At 62.0% G+C, this 16152-nt stretch carries 15 protein-coding genes and 1 pseudogene; 11 read left to right on the top strand and 5 right to left on the bottom strand.

The window, feature by feature from the left end; all coding sequences use genetic code 11:
- The first annotated feature begins 67 nt into the window (after window positions 1-67).
- The 8 genes and pseudogenes from GGR17_RS00200 (at window position 68) to GGR17_RS00235 (ending at window position 8234) form a co-directional block, all read left to right on the top strand.
- Entirely contained in the window at window positions 68-1075 is a 1008-nt protein-coding gene (locus GGR17_RS00200; RefSeq protein ID WP_054538578.1) for an AAA family ATPase, read from the top strand.
- A gap of 517 nt (window positions 1076-1592) precedes the next feature.
- Window positions 1593-3569 (top strand): annotated as a pseudogene (locus GGR17_RS20280) (S8 family peptidase).
- 134 nt (window positions 3570-3703) lie between these two features.
- Window positions 3704-4114 carry an IS66-like element accessory protein TnpA gene (gene tnpA, locus GGR17_RS00210; RefSeq protein ID WP_054538577.1) on the top strand — a complete coding sequence of 137 codons (411 nt, stop codon included), beginning with the start codon at window positions 3704-3706 and terminating at the stop codon, window positions 4112-4114.
- Window positions 4111-4461 carry an IS66 family insertion sequence element accessory protein TnpB gene (tnpB, locus tag GGR17_RS00215; protein WP_054538576.1) on the top strand — a complete coding sequence of 117 codons (351 nt, stop codon included), beginning with the start codon at window positions 4111-4113 and terminating at the stop codon, window positions 4459-4461. The genes tnpA and tnpB overlap by 4 nt, the downstream gene beginning before the upstream one ends.
- Window positions 4462-4521: 60 nt before the next feature.
- Complete coding sequence (gene tnpC, locus GGR17_RS00220; protein WP_054538575.1) at window positions 4522-6147, top strand: IS66 family transposase; 1626 nt, start codon at window positions 4522-4524, stop codon at window positions 6145-6147.
- Window positions 6108-6497 carry a DUF6088 family protein gene (locus GGR17_RS00225; protein ID WP_054538574.1) on the top strand — a complete coding sequence of 130 codons (390 nt, stop codon included), beginning with the start codon at window positions 6108-6110 and terminating at the stop codon, window positions 6495-6497. The genes tnpC and GGR17_RS00225 overlap by 40 nt, the downstream gene beginning before the upstream one ends.
- 200 nt (window positions 6498-6697) lie before the next feature.
- On the top strand, window positions 6698-7003 hold the full coding sequence (locus GGR17_RS00230) for a helix-turn-helix domain-containing protein (protein WP_054538573.1): 306 nt from the start codon (window positions 6698-6700) through the stop codon (window positions 7001-7003).
- Window positions 6993-8234: a type II toxin-antitoxin system HipA family toxin gene (locus GGR17_RS00235; RefSeq protein WP_054538572.1), complete on the top strand. Its 1242-nt coding sequence runs from the start codon at window positions 6993-6995 to the stop codon at window positions 8232-8234. The genes GGR17_RS00230 and GGR17_RS00235 overlap by 11 nt, the downstream gene beginning before the upstream one ends.
- Before the next feature lie 423 nt (window positions 8235-8657).
- Here GGR17_RS00235 and GGR17_RS00240 read toward each other — a convergent pair whose 3' ends face one another.
- The 5 genes from GGR17_RS00240 to GGR17_RS00260 all read right to left on the bottom strand — a co-directional run bounded on the left by GGR17_RS00240 (window position 8658) and on the right by GGR17_RS00260 (window position 12106).
- Window positions 8658-8948 (bottom strand): hypothetical protein, encoded by a 291-nt coding sequence (locus tag GGR17_RS00240; RefSeq protein WP_157445537.1) that lies wholly within the window; start codon window positions 8946-8948, stop codon window positions 8658-8660.
- Window positions 8949-9066: 118 nt separating this feature from the next.
- A complete protein-coding gene (locus tag GGR17_RS00245) occupies window positions 9067-9219 on the bottom strand; it encodes a M48 family metalloprotease (protein WP_082386564.1) in 153 nt (50 codons plus the stop codon).
- Between the two features lie 499 nt (window positions 9220-9718).
- The gene (locus GGR17_RS00250) at window positions 9719-10489 is read right to left on the bottom strand and encodes a MurR/RpiR family transcriptional regulator (RefSeq protein WP_054538571.1); all 771 of its coding nucleotides are present in this window, start codon (window positions 10487-10489) and stop codon (window positions 9719-9721) included.
- A 95-nt stretch (window positions 10490-10584) separates the two neighbouring features.
- Window positions 10585-11349 carry an HAD family hydrolase gene (locus GGR17_RS00255; protein ID WP_082386563.1) on the bottom strand — a complete coding sequence of 255 codons (765 nt, stop codon included), beginning with the start codon at window positions 11347-11349 and terminating at the stop codon, window positions 10585-10587.
- Window positions 11288-12106 (bottom strand): sugar phosphate isomerase/epimerase family protein, encoded by an 819-nt coding sequence (locus tag GGR17_RS00260; RefSeq protein ID WP_054538569.1) that lies wholly within the window; start codon window positions 12104-12106, stop codon window positions 11288-11290. Before GGR17_RS00260 ends, GGR17_RS00255 begins: the two co-directional genes overlap by 62 nt.
- A gap of 305 nt (window positions 12107-12411) precedes the next feature.
- On the opposite strand from GGR17_RS00260, the gene GGR17_RS00265 reads away from it, so the two are divergent.
- The 3 genes from GGR17_RS00265 (at window position 12412) to GGR17_RS00275 (ending at window position 16147) form a co-directional block, all read left to right on the top strand.
- Window positions 12412-14052 (top strand): ABC transporter substrate-binding protein, encoded by a 1641-nt coding sequence (locus GGR17_RS00265; RefSeq protein ID WP_054538568.1) that lies wholly within the window; start codon window positions 12412-12414, stop codon window positions 14050-14052.
- 122 nt (window positions 14053-14174) lie between these two features.
- Window positions 14175-15167 carry an ABC transporter ATP-binding protein gene (locus GGR17_RS00270; RefSeq protein ID WP_054538567.1) on the top strand — a complete coding sequence of 331 codons (993 nt, stop codon included), beginning with the start codon at window positions 14175-14177 and terminating at the stop codon, window positions 15165-15167.
- Entirely contained in the window at window positions 15164-16147 is a 984-nt protein-coding gene (locus GGR17_RS00275; RefSeq protein WP_054538566.1) for an ABC transporter ATP-binding protein, read from the top strand. Before GGR17_RS00270 ends, GGR17_RS00275 begins: the two co-directional genes overlap by 4 nt.
- Window positions 16148-16152: the final 5 nt, after the last annotated feature.

Raw genomic sequence — 16152 nt, forward strand, 5'->3', positions numbered from 1 at the left:
CTGAGCTTTCCAAAACCGCGAGAGTCAATTAGGATTCGACGAAAAGATAGATGACTGGGGCGGCGCAGTGTCGAATGCGAAGCAGATACTGGCGATGCTCAGAAGCCAGGCGGAAGGCGATGAAGAACAGTTCTTCTCCATCGCGCTTCAGGTTGCGGCTGGCGAGGCCCGCCAAGGACACCGTGCGACCGCAGAGGATATCCGCGCGGCAGTGGATGCCGCACGTTCACAGCGCGGGACGCGGGCGTCTGTCCCGATCGCCTTTTCTCGGCCGCGTGGAGACCTCGACAGCCTTCTCGATCTGCGGGACCCGCAGATCCATCTTGCCGATGTGGTGCTGAATGCAGACGTGAAAGGTCATCTCGAAGCGGTTGTGCTTCAGCAACAGCGTCGGGATTGGCTCCGGGCACATGGAAAGACACCGAGCCGTCGCCTCCTCTTTGCCGGACCTCCCGGATCGGGGAAGACGATGACCGCCGAGGCACTCGCGGGCGAACTCCATCTGCCTCTGTTCGTGATCCGTCTCGAAACCCTGATCACGCGCTTTATGGGAGAAACGGCCGCCAAACTGCGTCTTGTTTTCGACGAAGCGCAGAAGCGCAGAGGTGTTTATCTCTTTGATGAATTCGATGCCGTGGGCAGCAACAGGTTGGCGACGAATGATGTCGCAGAAATGCGGCGGGTACTGAACAGCTTCCTGCAGTTCATGGAAGAGCCCTCTGCGACCGACAGTGTTCTGGTGGCCGCCACGAACCATCCCTCTCTTCTCGACCGCGCGCTATTACGACGCTTCGATGAAGTTCTGCAGTTCGAGATGCCATCAGCAGATGAAGTGCGCGCCATTATCAAGGCACATCTGTCGCCGATGAAATATCCCAAGATCAATTGGAAAACCATTGTTGCCGCGGCCACCTGCCTCAGTCAGGCGGAGATTGTCCATGCGGCAGAAGAGGCCGTGAAAGCGGCGATCCTTTCAGAACGAAATCAGATTTCCACCGCCGATCTGACGCGCGAACTTCGCAAACGCCAGGCCATGAGAACGGTGTTCTCTGAAGAACAGGGACACATTGGCTGAGTACGAGCACCGACATATCGACCTGAGCGGTCTTTCGACAACCCGTGACTACAAGTCCCCAGGCAGTAACGCCCGACAACGGCCGCTCCAGCGCATCCGCGAGGAACATGGCCAGCGCATTGTCGGCAAACTGGAAGCCGCCTTCGAGGCTTCTGATCTCGGACGAGCGGATTTGGGGACACCAGAGGGAGCTCCACCATCCGACGGCGTCTACCTTGAGGTGGAGCTCGCACCCTCTGTGGGACCGACCACGCTGGAGAAGAAACGCGAGGGGACACGCCAGGGCGCTGTCACACTTTCCGAAACCGGTGCGCGTCGCATCGCCCTCTTCGTCCCCGACGAGACCAGAGATGTCTTTGAGGCGGTTTTCCGGGATTACGCCTTTACGGAAGTTGACGAAGGTGCCGAGGCCCCGAAGAAGTCCCGCGTCGAGCCTGTCGAGCATATCCGCGCCGCGCGCTTGCGAACGTTCTGGCGCGACGATCCTCTGGCTCTGCCCGATGATCCGCAGGCGGAAATGTGGTGGGCCTTATGGTGTTTTGCCGACCGCCTCGAACGTGTCGAGACCAGCGCTCAGCGGCTCGGCCTGACCGTCGGGGGTGAAGACAGCTGGCTGCACTTCCCCGAAGTCGTGGTTCTTCCGGTGCATGGGCGCAGAGCAGCGATCGAGATGCTGCTGTTTTCAACGGGAGGCATTTCCGAAATCCGGCGAGCGAGCGATACGCCGACGGTGTTCACGGATGAACTCGAGGAGATGGCGAACGCGTTCGTGGATGATCTGGCCGAAAGGATCACCTGGCCAGGCCGCGACGTGCCCGCGGTTTGCCTCCTTGATACGGGTGTGAACCGCGGCCATCCGCTGATTGAACCTGCCCTGGCTCCGGGTGACATGCACGCTGTGCATGCAGATTGGGGTGTGGATGATGATAGTCCCAGCGGGCATGGATCCGGAATGGCCGGGCTGGCGCTCCACGGCGACCTGACAATGCCGTTGGGAGATGCGTCGCGTCCAATGCTTGCACATCGCCTCGAGTCCGTCAAAATCCTTCCGCCGGACGGCTTCGAGCAGAATGATCCCGGCTCCTATGGTGCGATCACAACCTCCGCCAGCTCGCTTCCGGAGATATCGGCTGCCGAGCGGCCGAGGGTCTTTTGCATGGCCGTAACGAATGAAAACCGGTCGGGAGCGGAGCCGACGGCCTGGAGCTCTGCTCTCGACCAGATCTCGGCGGGTGTGGACGCAATCGAGGAGGGCCCGGACCATATTCGGCGCCTTTTCGTCCAGGCAATCTGCAACATCGCGGACAGCTCGCGCGCCCAGGACATCGCCGATGGCGACGCGTTTCCGGGAGAAGATCCTGCACAGGCATTGAATGTCCTGACAGTCGGCGGCACAACTCTGAAATCAGAAATCGCAGAAGCCGGTTACCGAGACTGGCGCGGATGATCACCTCCCGGGGACCGCAGCCCCTACAGTCGGACGAGCGCGCTTTGGCGCGCGGGGCAGTCGCCGATCAAGCCGGAGATCGTCTTTGAAGCTGGAAACCGCGCGCTGAGCAGATCGGGGCTCGAAGCACTGTCGGGCCTCCCTTCCCTCTCGGTGCTCACCACAGCGAAATCGGTCGCTCCGCATCCGGTGACACCGTTCTGGGCAACCAGTGCAGCGACAGCGCAAGCGGCACGGCTTACGACGCGGATCATGGCTGAGCACCCGGAGTATTGGCCTGAAACCATCCGCGCCCTGACCGTGCACAGCGCCCGGTGGACGCCGCATATGCTTGCGGAATTCAACGCGACCGCGTCAAAGTCGGACAGAAAAGCGCTCGCGAGAAAATACGGATACGGCGTACCGGATCTTCGGCGCGCCCTTGCTTCGGCCCGCGATGATCTTGCGTTGGTTGCCGAGCATTATATCCAACCGTTCCGGGTCGAGAATGGCAGCGTGCGCTTCTCGGATGCTCATGTCTATCGCTTGCCCTGGCCCCGACAAGTCCTTGAAGATTTGGGCGACCAGCCTGTGCGCCTCAAGGTGACGCTTTCGTATTTTGTCGAGCCGAACCCAAGCTTTGCAAGCGCGATCGATCCTGCCCGATATCAGTCTTTTGGGCTGCGCTTCGACCTCAAGCGGGCACGCGAAACCGACGGGAATTTCCTGCGCCGGGTGAACAAGGATGACCGTGGCGAAAACGACCCTCGCCCGATCAACGAAGACAACGACGGCTGGTTCTTCGGGCCGAAGTCGATCTCAGCCGGCTCCATTCACATGGATATCTGGGAGGGCAGCGCCGTCGAGCTCGTGGAGCGCGATCTCCTCTATGTCTACCCGATCTCGGGCTGGTGGCGCGAAAGGCGAGCCCTGGGGCGAGCGAACAGCAAGGCCCGCTATGCGCTGGTTGTCGGCATCGAGACCCCGGAGGTCGATGTCTATCTGATGACGCCCATCCAGTCCGAAGTCGCGGCCTTGCTTCAGACCGGTATCGATATCGAAGTTTGATTCCTGTTCCGACTGAGACGACACACTCCCCGCTTCGTGCGGGATTGAGTTTCGGCCGGCATTGGGGAAGACCAAATTTTGTCTCCGTTTCCGGCTCCTGATCGCGGCTACGATCCGATGATAAGTCCGACGTTATGTCCGACTTCAATAACCGCCCGCAGATCGAAGTTCTTGCCGCCGCTGACGGTGGCCGCCGCCGGCACTGGTCGGACGAGGACAAGCTCCGGATTGTCGAGGAGAGCTTTGTCGGCCATCGGCAATGTGCTGCCACGGCACGGCGGCATGGCGTTTGCCGCTCGTTGCTGACGATCTGGCGCCGTGAGTACCGGAACGGCGAACTTGGCGCATCCCGATCTGCAGCCTTTTCGCCGGTCAGCGTAACGCAGGACAGCCCAGTCTCGCGGCCAGGTCCGGTTGATCCGTTTGAGCCTGCGCGAGATGCCCAAGTCGAGATCGCGCTACGAAATGGCCGTCGGCTTGTCGTGCCGGCCGAGCTGGCCTCGGAGGCGTTGGTCCGGCTTATCCAGCTCGTGGAGCGCGCATGATCGCGTTTCCGGCGGGCGTGAAGGTCTGGATTGCGGGCGGTGTGACGGACATGCGGCGCGGCATGAACACCTTGGCGCTGACGGTGCAGCAGGGTCTCGGGCGCGATCCGCATGCGGGGGAGATTTTCTGCTTTCGCGGGCGCAAAGGCGACCTGGTCAAACTGCTCTGGCACGACGGGGTCGGCATGTCGCTCTATACAAAGCGCCTCGAGGCCGGGAAGTTCATCTGGCCGGCGAGCGGAAGTGGCGAGGCGGTGCAGATCTCCGCGGCCCAGCTGGGCTACCTTCTGGAAGGCATCGACTGGCGCAACCCGCGCTGGACCCAACGTCCTGCAAAGGCGGGATAAATTGGTCTGGTCGGTCCTATTTGCATGGGCTTTCCGATGTCGGTGTGATAGGTTTCCGCCATGTCAGAGACCGCCTCCGAGATCGCCGGATTGCGTGCCGCGCTCGCGGCCTCGGAGGCCCGTGCCGAGGCCGCCGAGAGCGAGTTGGCGCAGGCCCGCGCGGTGGTCTCGACCTCGGAAGCGATGATCAAGCACCTCCGGCTCGAGATCGCCAAGCTCCGGCGCGAACAATACGGACGCAGCTCTGAACGCCGCGCGCGTCTGATCGATCAGATGGAGCTGCAACTCGAGGAACTCGAGGCCGCCGCCACCGAGGACGAACTCGTCGCCGAGATGGTGGCAAGGACCACGCCCGTCGCGGGGGGCCAGCGTCGTCGCCCGGCCCGCAAGCCTTTCCCGGAGCATCTCCCAAGAGAACGGGTGGTGATCGAGGCGCCGACGACTTGCACCTGCTGTGGCTCCGACCGCATCGTGAAGATGGGCGAGGACGTCACCGATACGCTGGAGGTCATTCCGCGGCAGTGGAAGGTGGTCCAGACGGTGCGCGAGAAGTTTACCTGCCGCCACTGCGAGAAGATCTCGCAGGCTCCGGCACCGTTCCATCCCACTCCACGCGGCTGGGCCGGGCCGAACCTTTTGGCGACGATCCTCTTCGAGAAGTTTGGCCAGCATCAGCCCCTGAACCGGCAGGCCGAGCGTTATACGCGGGAAGGCGTCGAACTCAGCCTGTCCACCCTGGCCGACCAGGTCGGCGCCTGTGCCGCCACGCTCGCGCCCGTTCATGCGCTGATCCGCGAACATGTCCTGAAAGCCGACCGGCTACATGGGGACGACACGACGGTGCCGCTGCTGGCGAAAGGCGGGACCAAGACGGCTCGTCTGTGGACCTATGTCCGTGACGATCGCCCGTTCGCGGGTGGCGCGCCGCCGGCGGCGCTGTTCCACTTCTCACGCGATCGCGAAATGGCCCACCCCAACCGGCATCTCGCGGACTGGCAAGGGGTTCTCCAGGCCGATGCCTATGGCGGTTACAACGACCTCTACCGCGACGACCGTGATCCCGGCCCGGTGGAGAGCGCGCTCTGCTGGAGCCATGCCCGGCGCAAGTTCTTCGAACTGGCCGACATCAAGGGAAATGTCCGGAAGGGCAAGCCCGCCCATGACATCTCGCCCGTGGCACTCGAAGCGGTGACGCGGATCGATGCCCTCTTCGACGTCGAACGTCAGATCAACGGTCTGGATGACACATCACGGCTCGCGGCCCGGCAACGACTGTCCCGTCCGCTGGTCGAAGAGTTGCACGACTGGATGCGCGCCGAGCGCGACACGATGTCGAAGCACAACCCCGTCGCAAAGGCGATCGCTTACGTGTTCAAGGCGGACCGCTGGGAGGCCTTCACGCGCTTCCTCGAGGATGGCCGGATCTGCATCACGAACAATGCCGCCGAACGGGCGCTCCGCGGCGTGGCCCTCGGCCGGAAGTCATGGCTCTTCGCGGGCTCGGAGCGGGGCGGCGACCGAGCCGCCTTCATGTATTCCCTGATCGTCACGGCCAAGATGAACGACATCGATCCGCAGGCCTGGCTGGCCGATGTCCTCGCCCGGCTGCCCGACATGACAGCCTCGCAGGTGCCGACACTGCTACCGTGGAACTGGAAGCCCTCGGAAGTCCACCAAGCCGCCTGACCGCGGCCTACGCCGGATGCTTACTAATAGAAAGATGGATATGGGAGACGAAAAAGATACCCTCGAAGCCGACCTACAGGACCGACGGCCCGACCCACACGAAGGCCATCGGCAAGCAGGTGATCCAGCTCAGGAAGGCGTCCGCCAAGACTCTCGTCGGTGCGGGCCAGAAGACTGGTGCCGTGTTCCAAGCCCTGCGCTACATGGGCAAGGATCGCATCGACGATCACGTCATCGCCAAGCTCGCAACAGCACTGCATGGCAATGACCGGAACTTGCTCTTGAAGCAGAGCAAAGATGTGCCCGCCTGGATGCATCCCGTCGTGCAACAGATCGTCGCCCACGCCTGAAGGCCGCCCCCATCAGATACTGTTGCTATGCGACCGGATTGCGCATCTTGCCCTCGTTCCCTGGCCCCACACCAATGATATCTATACATATCTTCAGGTCAAACAAAGATATGTATACAGATCATGTTCTTGCCATTCAAGCGAAACAATGATATGTTTTCGGATCAATATCGATCACATGAATCGCAAAGGTATCCTTCGTGCCCGAAACAGCCTCTCTTCACACGATCGGCGCGCAGCTTCGCCGGGCGCGACTGGCCGCCGGGTTGACCCAGGAACAGGTCGCCGAGTTGGCCGGCATTTCCCGCCCGCGCTACCGCGACATCGAGACAGGCGCCGCCGCCGCGCGCGCCACCACGCTGATGAATGTCGCGCGTGCGCTCGGGCTCGAGATGATGTTGATCCCGCAATTCCTGGTGCCGGCGGTCGACACACTGCTCAGCCCCGAATCCGGGGAGGATGCCCCGGCCTTCGTCCCCCAGCCGGAGCCTGACGATGAGCGCTGAACGCACCGCCACCAACGTTCAGGCGCTGGATATCTTCCTGAACGAGCACAGGGTCGGTACCATCATCCGAACCCCGGGCGATTTCAACGCCTTCAGCTTTGATCCGGCCTATCGCGCGACAGGTGGATACCCCATCCTCAGTCTATCCTTCCGGGCGGCGAATGGCGGGCTGCGCAAGGATCCGCGGCCAATCGCAGGTGCCCTGCCGGCCTTCTTCGCCAACCTGCTTCCCGAGGACAAGCTGCGCGACGCGATGGAAAAGCATCACGCCGGGCGCGTCCGTCCCGGCAATGACTTCGACCTGCTCGCAGCGCTCGGGGCCGATCTGCCTGGCGCGGTGCGCGCTCTGCCGGGAGACGGCCCTGCCCTGGCCCCGGCGAAGCCCACGCAGACGGCACCGAAAGCCCGCTTCTCGCTGGCCGGCGTCCAGATGAAGCTCTCGGTGATGAAGAACACCGGCAAAGGTGGCGGGCTGACCGTGCCACTCGGCGACGGCGACGGAGAATATATCGCCAAGTTCCCCTCCACGGCTTTTCCGGCGGTGTCGGAGAACGAATTTGCCAACCTCGCACTGGCCGAAGCGATCGGCATGGAGGTGCCCGAGCGCGAGCTGGTTACCCGTGACCAGTTCGACGGCATCCCGGAAGAATTCGAGACCATGACCGAGGGGCGGGTCCTGCTGCTGCGCCGCTTCGATCGCGGGCCGGGCGGCCAGCGCATCCATATCAAGGATTTCGCCCAAGTGTTCGGCATTCCCCCCGCGCGCAAATACGAGGGCGCAGCCTATCACGACATAGCATCAGCGCTCAGCATAGCCATTTCTCCGTTGGCGGCGCTGGAGTTCGTCCGGCGTCTCGCGCTCTCGGTGATCATGGGCAACGGCGACATGCACCTGAAAAACTGGTCGCTGATCTACCCCGGAGACGGCAACACCCCTGCCCTCGCGCCCGTCTACGACCTGCTCTCGACCATCCCTTATCTTCCTGCGGACGACCTGGCCCTATCGCTCGGCGGCGAGCGCGCCTTCAAAGCACTGACCTCAGCGCGCTGGAAGGCTTTCGCCAACCGCGCCAAGCTCCCCGAACCCGCCGTTTTGAAGGCGGTTGCCGAAACCGTTCAGGCGGTCGATGCGCATTGGTGGGATCTGCCCGAACGCGCCGTCGTACCCGGCGCGGTCCTGGAGCGCATCGACGCCCATGTCCGGACAATGACGGCCGTTCTGGTCGGGTGACCGGGCGACCGAGGTCGGGAATTTCCAGACCAGCCCCAGTTGGGGATCATGGATCAGCAAGCCATATCGACAATGACGATCGGTCCAGTCTCACGGCGGGACGGACACCTCATTCGGACGAAGTTCATTGAGCTTGCGCAGGTCGCATGAAGATCGAGGCTACGGCGGCTGAATCGCGACGCATCGCGCGAATAAGAAGGAAACAAAGCACGAAAACTCGTGTGCAAATACTGCACAAAGAAGTCATCAAGTACTTGATTTAGAATACAAATCACCCTATCCATCAAAGGCTCCAGCCAGGCATCGGTCCGGCGCGGGAAGCTCATCTTCCATGCCTGTGCGCGCGCCTTCCCCTCGGTCGTGGCTGATTTCGCTGGCTTCCAGATCCGAGCCACCGCATCGCCCGGTAGAGAAGAGTTCCAGTCAGGCCGCGAACGGTCCGCACCCCCCATGGGCGTCGATCATCGGCGCGATGATCTCCTCCCAATTCTTGCGGTCCGCATCACCGATCTTGGCGGCGATCTTCAGGGACAAGCGTGACACAAGATCACTGCCAACCGCCGGACCATGGTTCCGGAACGCGAGATGGCCTTGCCCGGCAAAACCTCCTGCGCAAAACAGCGATGTCAGATAGCAGGAAACCCCTGCGAGGGTTTCAATTAGAAAGTCCTCTCCAGGTTTCAAGTCCATTTCCAGCTTACCAATAATGCTCAAATCCCGGAACTTCGGGACGCCCGGCCAGAAACAGCGGCGGGTTCAGCAGCAGAAGCATCTCGCCGAGCCAGAAAACGCCGAACACTGCCCGCGACATCGCGTCGGCCGGCCCCATGTTTCAGAGGTCGCGATGGACGGTGTGCGCGACCTCGTGCGCAAGCACGCCCTGCAATTCCTGCTGGTCGAGCCACAGCAGCAGGCCGTCGGCGATGCAGACCGCGCGCTCCTCCGGCGCACCGACTGCGAATGCGTTGGGCAGGCGGCTGGGCATGAAGTAGAGTTCCGGTCACTCGGCGAACCGGCCCGGCACGCCAGGGCCCCCATCAGGTGGACGCCCTCGGAAGATCCTCACCACCAAGCCTGTGCGCGTTATAGAATGAGAGCAGCAGGCGCCGCGACGAGCATGGCGCCCGCAACGATCGGAACCTGCGCTCCTTCCGTCCAGGCCCAGGCGATCAGCCCCATACCGCCGATCAGCGGCGCAGACTGCGCCGGATTGTGGACGTGATGCCTTCGCGCGAGGATGACGGCGAGTCCTTCCGCTGCCCCTGGCGAGCGCCGCGGCGCGGATCGAGCCGCCGAAACCGGAGGCGAAGACCTGACTTCGCGCACAACGCCGAAACTGCAGCGCCAGAACGCAGCGTAGACTGAAACCCCAACCAGCCAGACCCTCCGTTCCAGATCAAGCGCTCGTGTCCCCAATCATCCGACGACGGACATCCCACAAGCGTTCCGTTGCCACGCGATCAAAGACGGCATCCATTGACAACCTATCTGCGGCGCTTGATTTGCTCGGCAAGCAGCTCGCACAGCACGACTTTGGCGACGGTCGGGCCAATCTCGCCGCGTTCCGGCAGAGGAGACAGCGGGGTTGCGATCAGCATCTTTTCGCAAAGCCGGTTAAGATCGGCAATCCGGCGTCCCGAGATCGCGACCCGGTAAGCCCCCTGCTCGCCCGCGGCAGACAGCATGTGTTCGGTCTGCGCGGTGAGTCCTGTTTCCGAAATGGTCATGTAGACCGAGCTTTCGTCGAGCGCGCCGACAATCTCTTCTGCCACCACCGGGTCCTGAAGGCTGCGCGCCACCAGCCCGATACGGGAGAGCCGATAGGCGTAGAGCTGAGCCACCATGCCCGAGACACCCGCGCCGAAGATATCAATATGCCGGGCGGAGATAAGCCGGTCTGCGACCTCGCGCAGATCCGCTGCCGGGTTTCCGTCCACAGTGGCGCGCACCGCATCGGTGATCCGTGTGCCGAAGTCTGTTTCGCGGGGTTCGGCACCGCTGCGATAGGCGATATCCGACGCCAGGGATATCTTGAAGGCCGAGAATCCGTCGTACCCCAGCTTGCGACAGAACCGGGCGATGCTGGCCTCGCCACTGCCCGACAGAACCGCCAGGTCCGACATCGAGGCGCGCACCGCCACCTCGGGTTCCCTCACGATGAAATCAGCGATCCGTGCCAGCGCGTCGGGCATGTCATCCCGACTAGCCTCGATCACCCCAAGAACGTGACGCATCAGTATGGGCTTGTCGGACATGGTAAGAGTATTCCTTCAGCGTCGAGCCCTGCTCCGTTCCGGCACACTACCACTTAAACAGGGGCTGTCATCACGCCGTCGTAGCTCTTCGGCGCTCACGCAGTCTCCGCGTGCAGAAACGCCGCCAGTTCCTGCGCCGAATTCACGACGCATGAGGCCCCGGCATCCTTCAGTCGGGCGGCATGGTCCTGTTCGACATGGCCGGCGCCGGTAAACCCGACAGCCCGCGCCCCGGCGGCCACCGCACCGGTGACGCCGGTTACGCTATCATCGATCACGAGACAGCGCCGAACATCCGCGCCGAGGCGATTGGCGGCAAGAAAGAACAGGTCGGGGGCTGGCTTGCCCCGCGAAACATCCTCGGCACTGAAAACGCGGTAGCCGAAATGCCCGGCCAGCCCGGTGAGGCCGAGCGTCAGAGCAAGGCGCACCTTGCCACTATTCGACGTCACGCAAGAAGGAAGACGCAACCCGGCCAGGACATCCGCGATGCCGGGCACGGGTTTCAACTGTTGACGGAACCGCTGGAACAGCAACAGATCGAAACGTGCAAAGTAGGCCGCGGGCAAATCGACCCCGTAAGTATCGCGTATGATCTGTTGCCCAGCCGCGGCGCTTTTACCGGTGAAAAGCGCCGAGGCTTCGGGCAGCGTCAAGTTGATCCCGAGTTCCGAAAGACATTCGGCCGTGTTCTGGGCGGCCAGCAGTTCGCTGTCCACGAGAACTCCGTCACAATCGAAGCAGATCAGATCGGCCCTCTGATTTCCCTTCGCATGGTGCAGCACGCTCGCCACGATTTCAACGAGCGAGTTGAAGGCTGCTGAGATACTCCGCCGACGGCAGGATGCCCGCCTTGTCACGGATCTCCATGATCAGGCGGGGTTCGCTTTCCAGCTTGGCGATTGCGGTGAAGATCGCGTGCCAGTTCACGGTGCCCTTGCCCACCGCCCAATGACGGTCGGCATAGCCATCGGCATCCTGAATATGGATGTGTTCCAACAGATCTCCCGCCCGGTGGACAAAATAGTCAACAGGCGGGGCGCCGGTCGAACCATGCGCGTAATGCGCATGGCCGGTGTCGATCGAGACCTTGACCGCCGAGCTGTCGAAACTGCGGGCGAGGTCGCAACGGGCATCGGGGTCCTTGTCCTCGATATTTTCGAGGACCATCGTCACGTTGGCTCCCTCGGCGCGGGAGATTATCGGGTCGAGCGTGGCATGCACAAGGTCCACCACGTTCTGCCTGGCGTTCGGAAGACCGTCGAGATTGTGGTGCATCCAAGTGGAATAAGGGCTGTGAATGACCATTTGCGTCGCGCCGACGGCTTCGCAAATCTCCAGCCCCTGCTCCATACGTCTGGTGACCAATGCCCGCAGGTCAGGGTCGGGATTGGCCAGAGAAAGACCCCAGAATGGCCCGTGAATGCCAAGTCGGCCCGCGTAGCCGTCAAGCAATGTGCGGGCACGGTGAACGAGCGGCATCCAGTCACCATTGAGAACGTCGGCGGTAATGAAGTCTTGAAGTTCGAGATCGCGCTGATCGGCAATAATCCAATCGCGATGGGCCTCAAGAACATCGAGCGGCATGGCCGCTCCGAGCAAGGGAAGTGACGCCATAGAAAGCTCCGTATCTTCGGGAATCGCCGACCCAAGCCGACGGGGGATTGCGCATGGAAGGTTCAGATAGATGCTTCCGGCGCCACTTAACTACGGCGGCTGTATGACGATTTGATTGCAGTGCTCCATTTTTATAGATCAAAATGGAGTATTACTCCGCATTTCTTGGAACGGTAATCAAAGCTTCTCGGAACTGTCACATCCAACGGGTTTCAAAGAGGTACTGACGGCGGCGACGCAAAGCCGACACTCGCAGTTCACCCCCGGCACATCCCCCGGATGTCCAGCATTCCAAGGACAGAAAAATGATCAGACTTAATCGACGCCATGCGCTTGGCCTGATGGGCGCCACCGCCGGCAGCCTCCTGCTGCCCGGCTATCTTCGCGCGCAGGGCACCCGCCCCTCTGTGACGATCGCGGTGCAGAAAATCACCAACAACAACACGCTCGATCCGTGGAACGAACAGTCCAACGTCGGGGAGCGCGTGCTCTATCCGAACCTCTGGGAAGGCCTGATCTTGCGCGACTGGATGGGTGACCAGGGGCCGGTGCCGGGCCTCGCCACCGAGTGGAAACGTATTGATGAACAGACGCTCGAGCTGAAGCTCCGCCCGGGCGTCAAGTTTCACAACGGTGACGAGATGACGGCCGAAGACGTGGCGTTCTCGTTCTCGAAGGAACGGGTGTTCGGCGATACCGAGCCGGCCGGTGGGAAAACGATCTTTGCCGAGAATTTCAAACCCGAAACAGCCAAGGATATCCCGGCGAACGTACCCGGCATTGGCCGCCGCAAATGGCCCTCGCTGGCCGGTGTCGAAGTGATCGACAAATACACCGTCCGGTTTCACAACGCCACGCCGGACGTCACCCTCGAAGGCCGCCTTTATGCTGGCGGCAGCCAGATTCTGAACCGGCGCGCCTGGGACGAAGCCGCCACCTATTCCGATTGGGCCGCCAAGCCGATCACCACCGGCCCCTACATGGTTGGCGAGTATCGCCCCGACGTTTCCCTGACGCTTGTGGCTTTCGATGATTACTGGGGCGGGCGTCCGCCGCTTGAAAGCATCACCTTCGTAGAGGTGCCCGAAGTGGCCAGCCGTGTGAACGGGCTTTTGTCCGGCGAATACGATTTTGCCTGTGACCTGCCCCCGGATCAGATTGGCACCGTGATGAACGTCGATGGCTTTGAGGTCCAAAACTCGACCATCTGGAACCACCGCATTTCGGTTTTTAACACTGAAAACGAAATTCTGGCCGATCCGTTGGTGCGTCGCGCGATGACACATGCGATTGACCGCGAGGCAATCGTTCAGGCGCTTTGGGGTGGCATGACCAACGTCCCCGCCGGTCTTCAGTTCGAGAGTTTTCGGAGCTCGGACATGTTCATCGAGGGCTGGAAGGTTCCTGAATACAATCCGACGCTGGCGCGGGATCTGCTGAAGCAGGCCGGCTACAAGGGAGACGCGATCCCCTACCGCCTGCTCAACAACTACTACACCAACCAGACTGCGAATGGTCAGATCATGGTTGAGATGTGGAAACAGGTTGGCCTGAACGTCGAGATCGAAATGAAAGAGAACTGGGGCCAGATCCACGATCCGGCAGGCATCAAGGGCGTGCGCGACTGGTCCGCGTCGAACACTATCAACGATCCGATCACGCCGATGGTGGTACAGTTCGGTCCGAACGGTGAGGTCCAGCAGAAAAAAGACTGGTCCAACGCAGAGCTCAATGATCTCTCGGTGGTCATGGAAACCTCAACTGACCGCGGCCTGCGCAAAAAGGCCATTGCCCGGATGCTGGAAATCGCCGAACGCGAAGACCCGGCCTATCAGCTCCTGCATCAGAACGCGGTCTTCACCGGCATGCGCTCGGATCTGGGCTGGAAAGCCGCTCCTGCCTTTGCGATGGACTTCCGCGCCTCGAACTGGCCGTCGAACGGTTAAGCCGAAGAAAAGTGAACGCCCCGGCGCACCATGGCCCGCCGGGGCGTTGACTTGTGCAGAACTGCGGGGAGGTGGCGTTCGATCGCCGGGAACGCGGCAGATCGGCAACCAAAGGATGATCAATGGGAAATCTCGTCGAAATCCGAAACCTGAGCGTCTCCTTCGATGGTGTGCCGGTGTTGCACAGTGTCGATTTGCAGGTCGCCCAGGGTGAGGCGCTGGGGCTTGTCGGGGAAAGCGGCTGCGGGAAATCGGTGACTTGGCTGGCCGCCCTCGGGCTTTTGCCGTCCAAAGCCACGATCACCGGGTCTGTGACACTGGGACAGACGGAGTTGGTTAATGCGCCCCGCCCGGCACTGGAAAACGTGCGCGGCGGACGGATCGCGATGATCTTTCAGGACCCATCCAGCGCGCTGAACCCCGTGATCCAGGTCGGACGTCAGATGACGGAAGCACTAAAACTGCATCGCGGGCTGCGCGGTAACGCGGCCCGCACAGAGGCGCTTCGGCTGATGGATCTCGTCGGAATTCCCGACGCGAAAGGCCGTTTCAACCTTTACCCGCATGAGTTTTCGGGGGGGCAATGTCAGCGGATCATGATCGCCATGGCCTTGGCCGGCGAGCCGGATCTTTTGATCGCCGATGAACCAACGACGGCGCTCGATGCGACGATTCAGGCGCAAATCCTCGATCTGCTCGCACGACTGCGCGAAGAAATGCGGATGGGACTGGTTTTCATCAGCCACGATCTTGGTGCGGTCGCACAGGTTTGCGAACGGGTCAGCGTCATGTATGCCGGGAGGATCGTGGAACAGGGACCGGTAGCGCAGCTTTTCGACCGACCGCGCCATCCCTACACGCGGGGCCTTTTCGATGCGATCCCGCGTCTCGACGGGCCGCGCACGCTACTCGCACCGATTCCCGGCACTGTACCCGATCCGTACAATCTGCCGATGGGCTGCGCCTTTTCCCCACGCTGCAGCCACGCGCAGGATTTTTGCCACAAGGAACGCCCCGAGCTTTTGCGGCAGCGTGACGGGCGGGCGCTGGCCTGTGCCTATCCGTTGCCCGAGGCCGGGGCACACAAGACCACGATGGAAAAAGTAACATCATGAGTTTTCTTCTCGAAGCGGATGATCTGGTCCGGGTTTACACCGGACGCGGCGGCCTTTTGGGCAAGGCCCAGCCCGTGCGGGCAGTCGATGGTGTGAGCCTGCGGCTCGGGCGCGGCGAAACCTTGGGCATCGTGGGAGAAAGCGGGTCGGGGAAATCGACCCTCGGACGGATGCTTCTGGGCGTGGACCCGGCACAGGGCGGCACTGTGCGGTTCGACGGACGCCCGATGCCGGCCCGCAACACGACTGAATGGCGCGCACTGCGGGCGCGGATGCAAATGGTATTTCAGGATCCTCTGGCCGCGCTCGATCGGCGGCTGACCATCGCCGCGCAGATCCGCGAACCGCTGGACATTCACAGGATCGGCACCGAGGCGAGCCGCGCCACGCGTGTGACCGAACTGATGCATGCGGTCGGCTTGCGCCCCGATCAGGCGAAGCGTTTCCCGCATGAGCTCTCCGGCGGTCAGCGCCAGCGCGTGGTGATTGCCCGGGCGCTGGCCACCAAGGCCGACATGCTGGTGTGCGACGAACCAGTCTCGGCACTTGACGTGTCAATTCAAGCGCAAGTGGTGAACCTCTTGCGCATGCTTCAAAAACAGACCGGCCTGAGCATGGTGTTCATCAGCCATGACCTGAAAGTGGTCCGCAACCTTTGTGACCGGGTCGCGGTGATGTATCTGGGGCGGATCGTCGAGGAAGGCCCGTCCGAACATCTTTTCGCCAATCCCCGGCATCCTTACACGCAGGCGCTCGTGTCCTCCGTGCCAGAACCGGGCCGTCGACTTGATGGGCGCGTGATTTTGCAAGGCGAACCGCCAAACCCGGCGAAACGACCGCCGGGCTGTGCGTTTCATCCACGCTGCCTCAGGGCCACCGACATCTGCCGCAGCGGCATTCCTGCGCTACAGCCGCTCGGAACAGACCGCACCGCCGCCTGTCACCTTGTTGCCGGTGAGACCCGCGCAGAGGTCGCCTAAGAGGT

Origin of the sequence: Actibacterium naphthalenivorans, assembly GCF_014196965.1 — a bacterium.
In the GTDB taxonomy this organism is placed as follows: Bacteria; Pseudomonadota; Alphaproteobacteria; order Rhodobacterales; family Rhodobacteraceae; genus Actibacterium_A; species Actibacterium_A naphthalenivorans.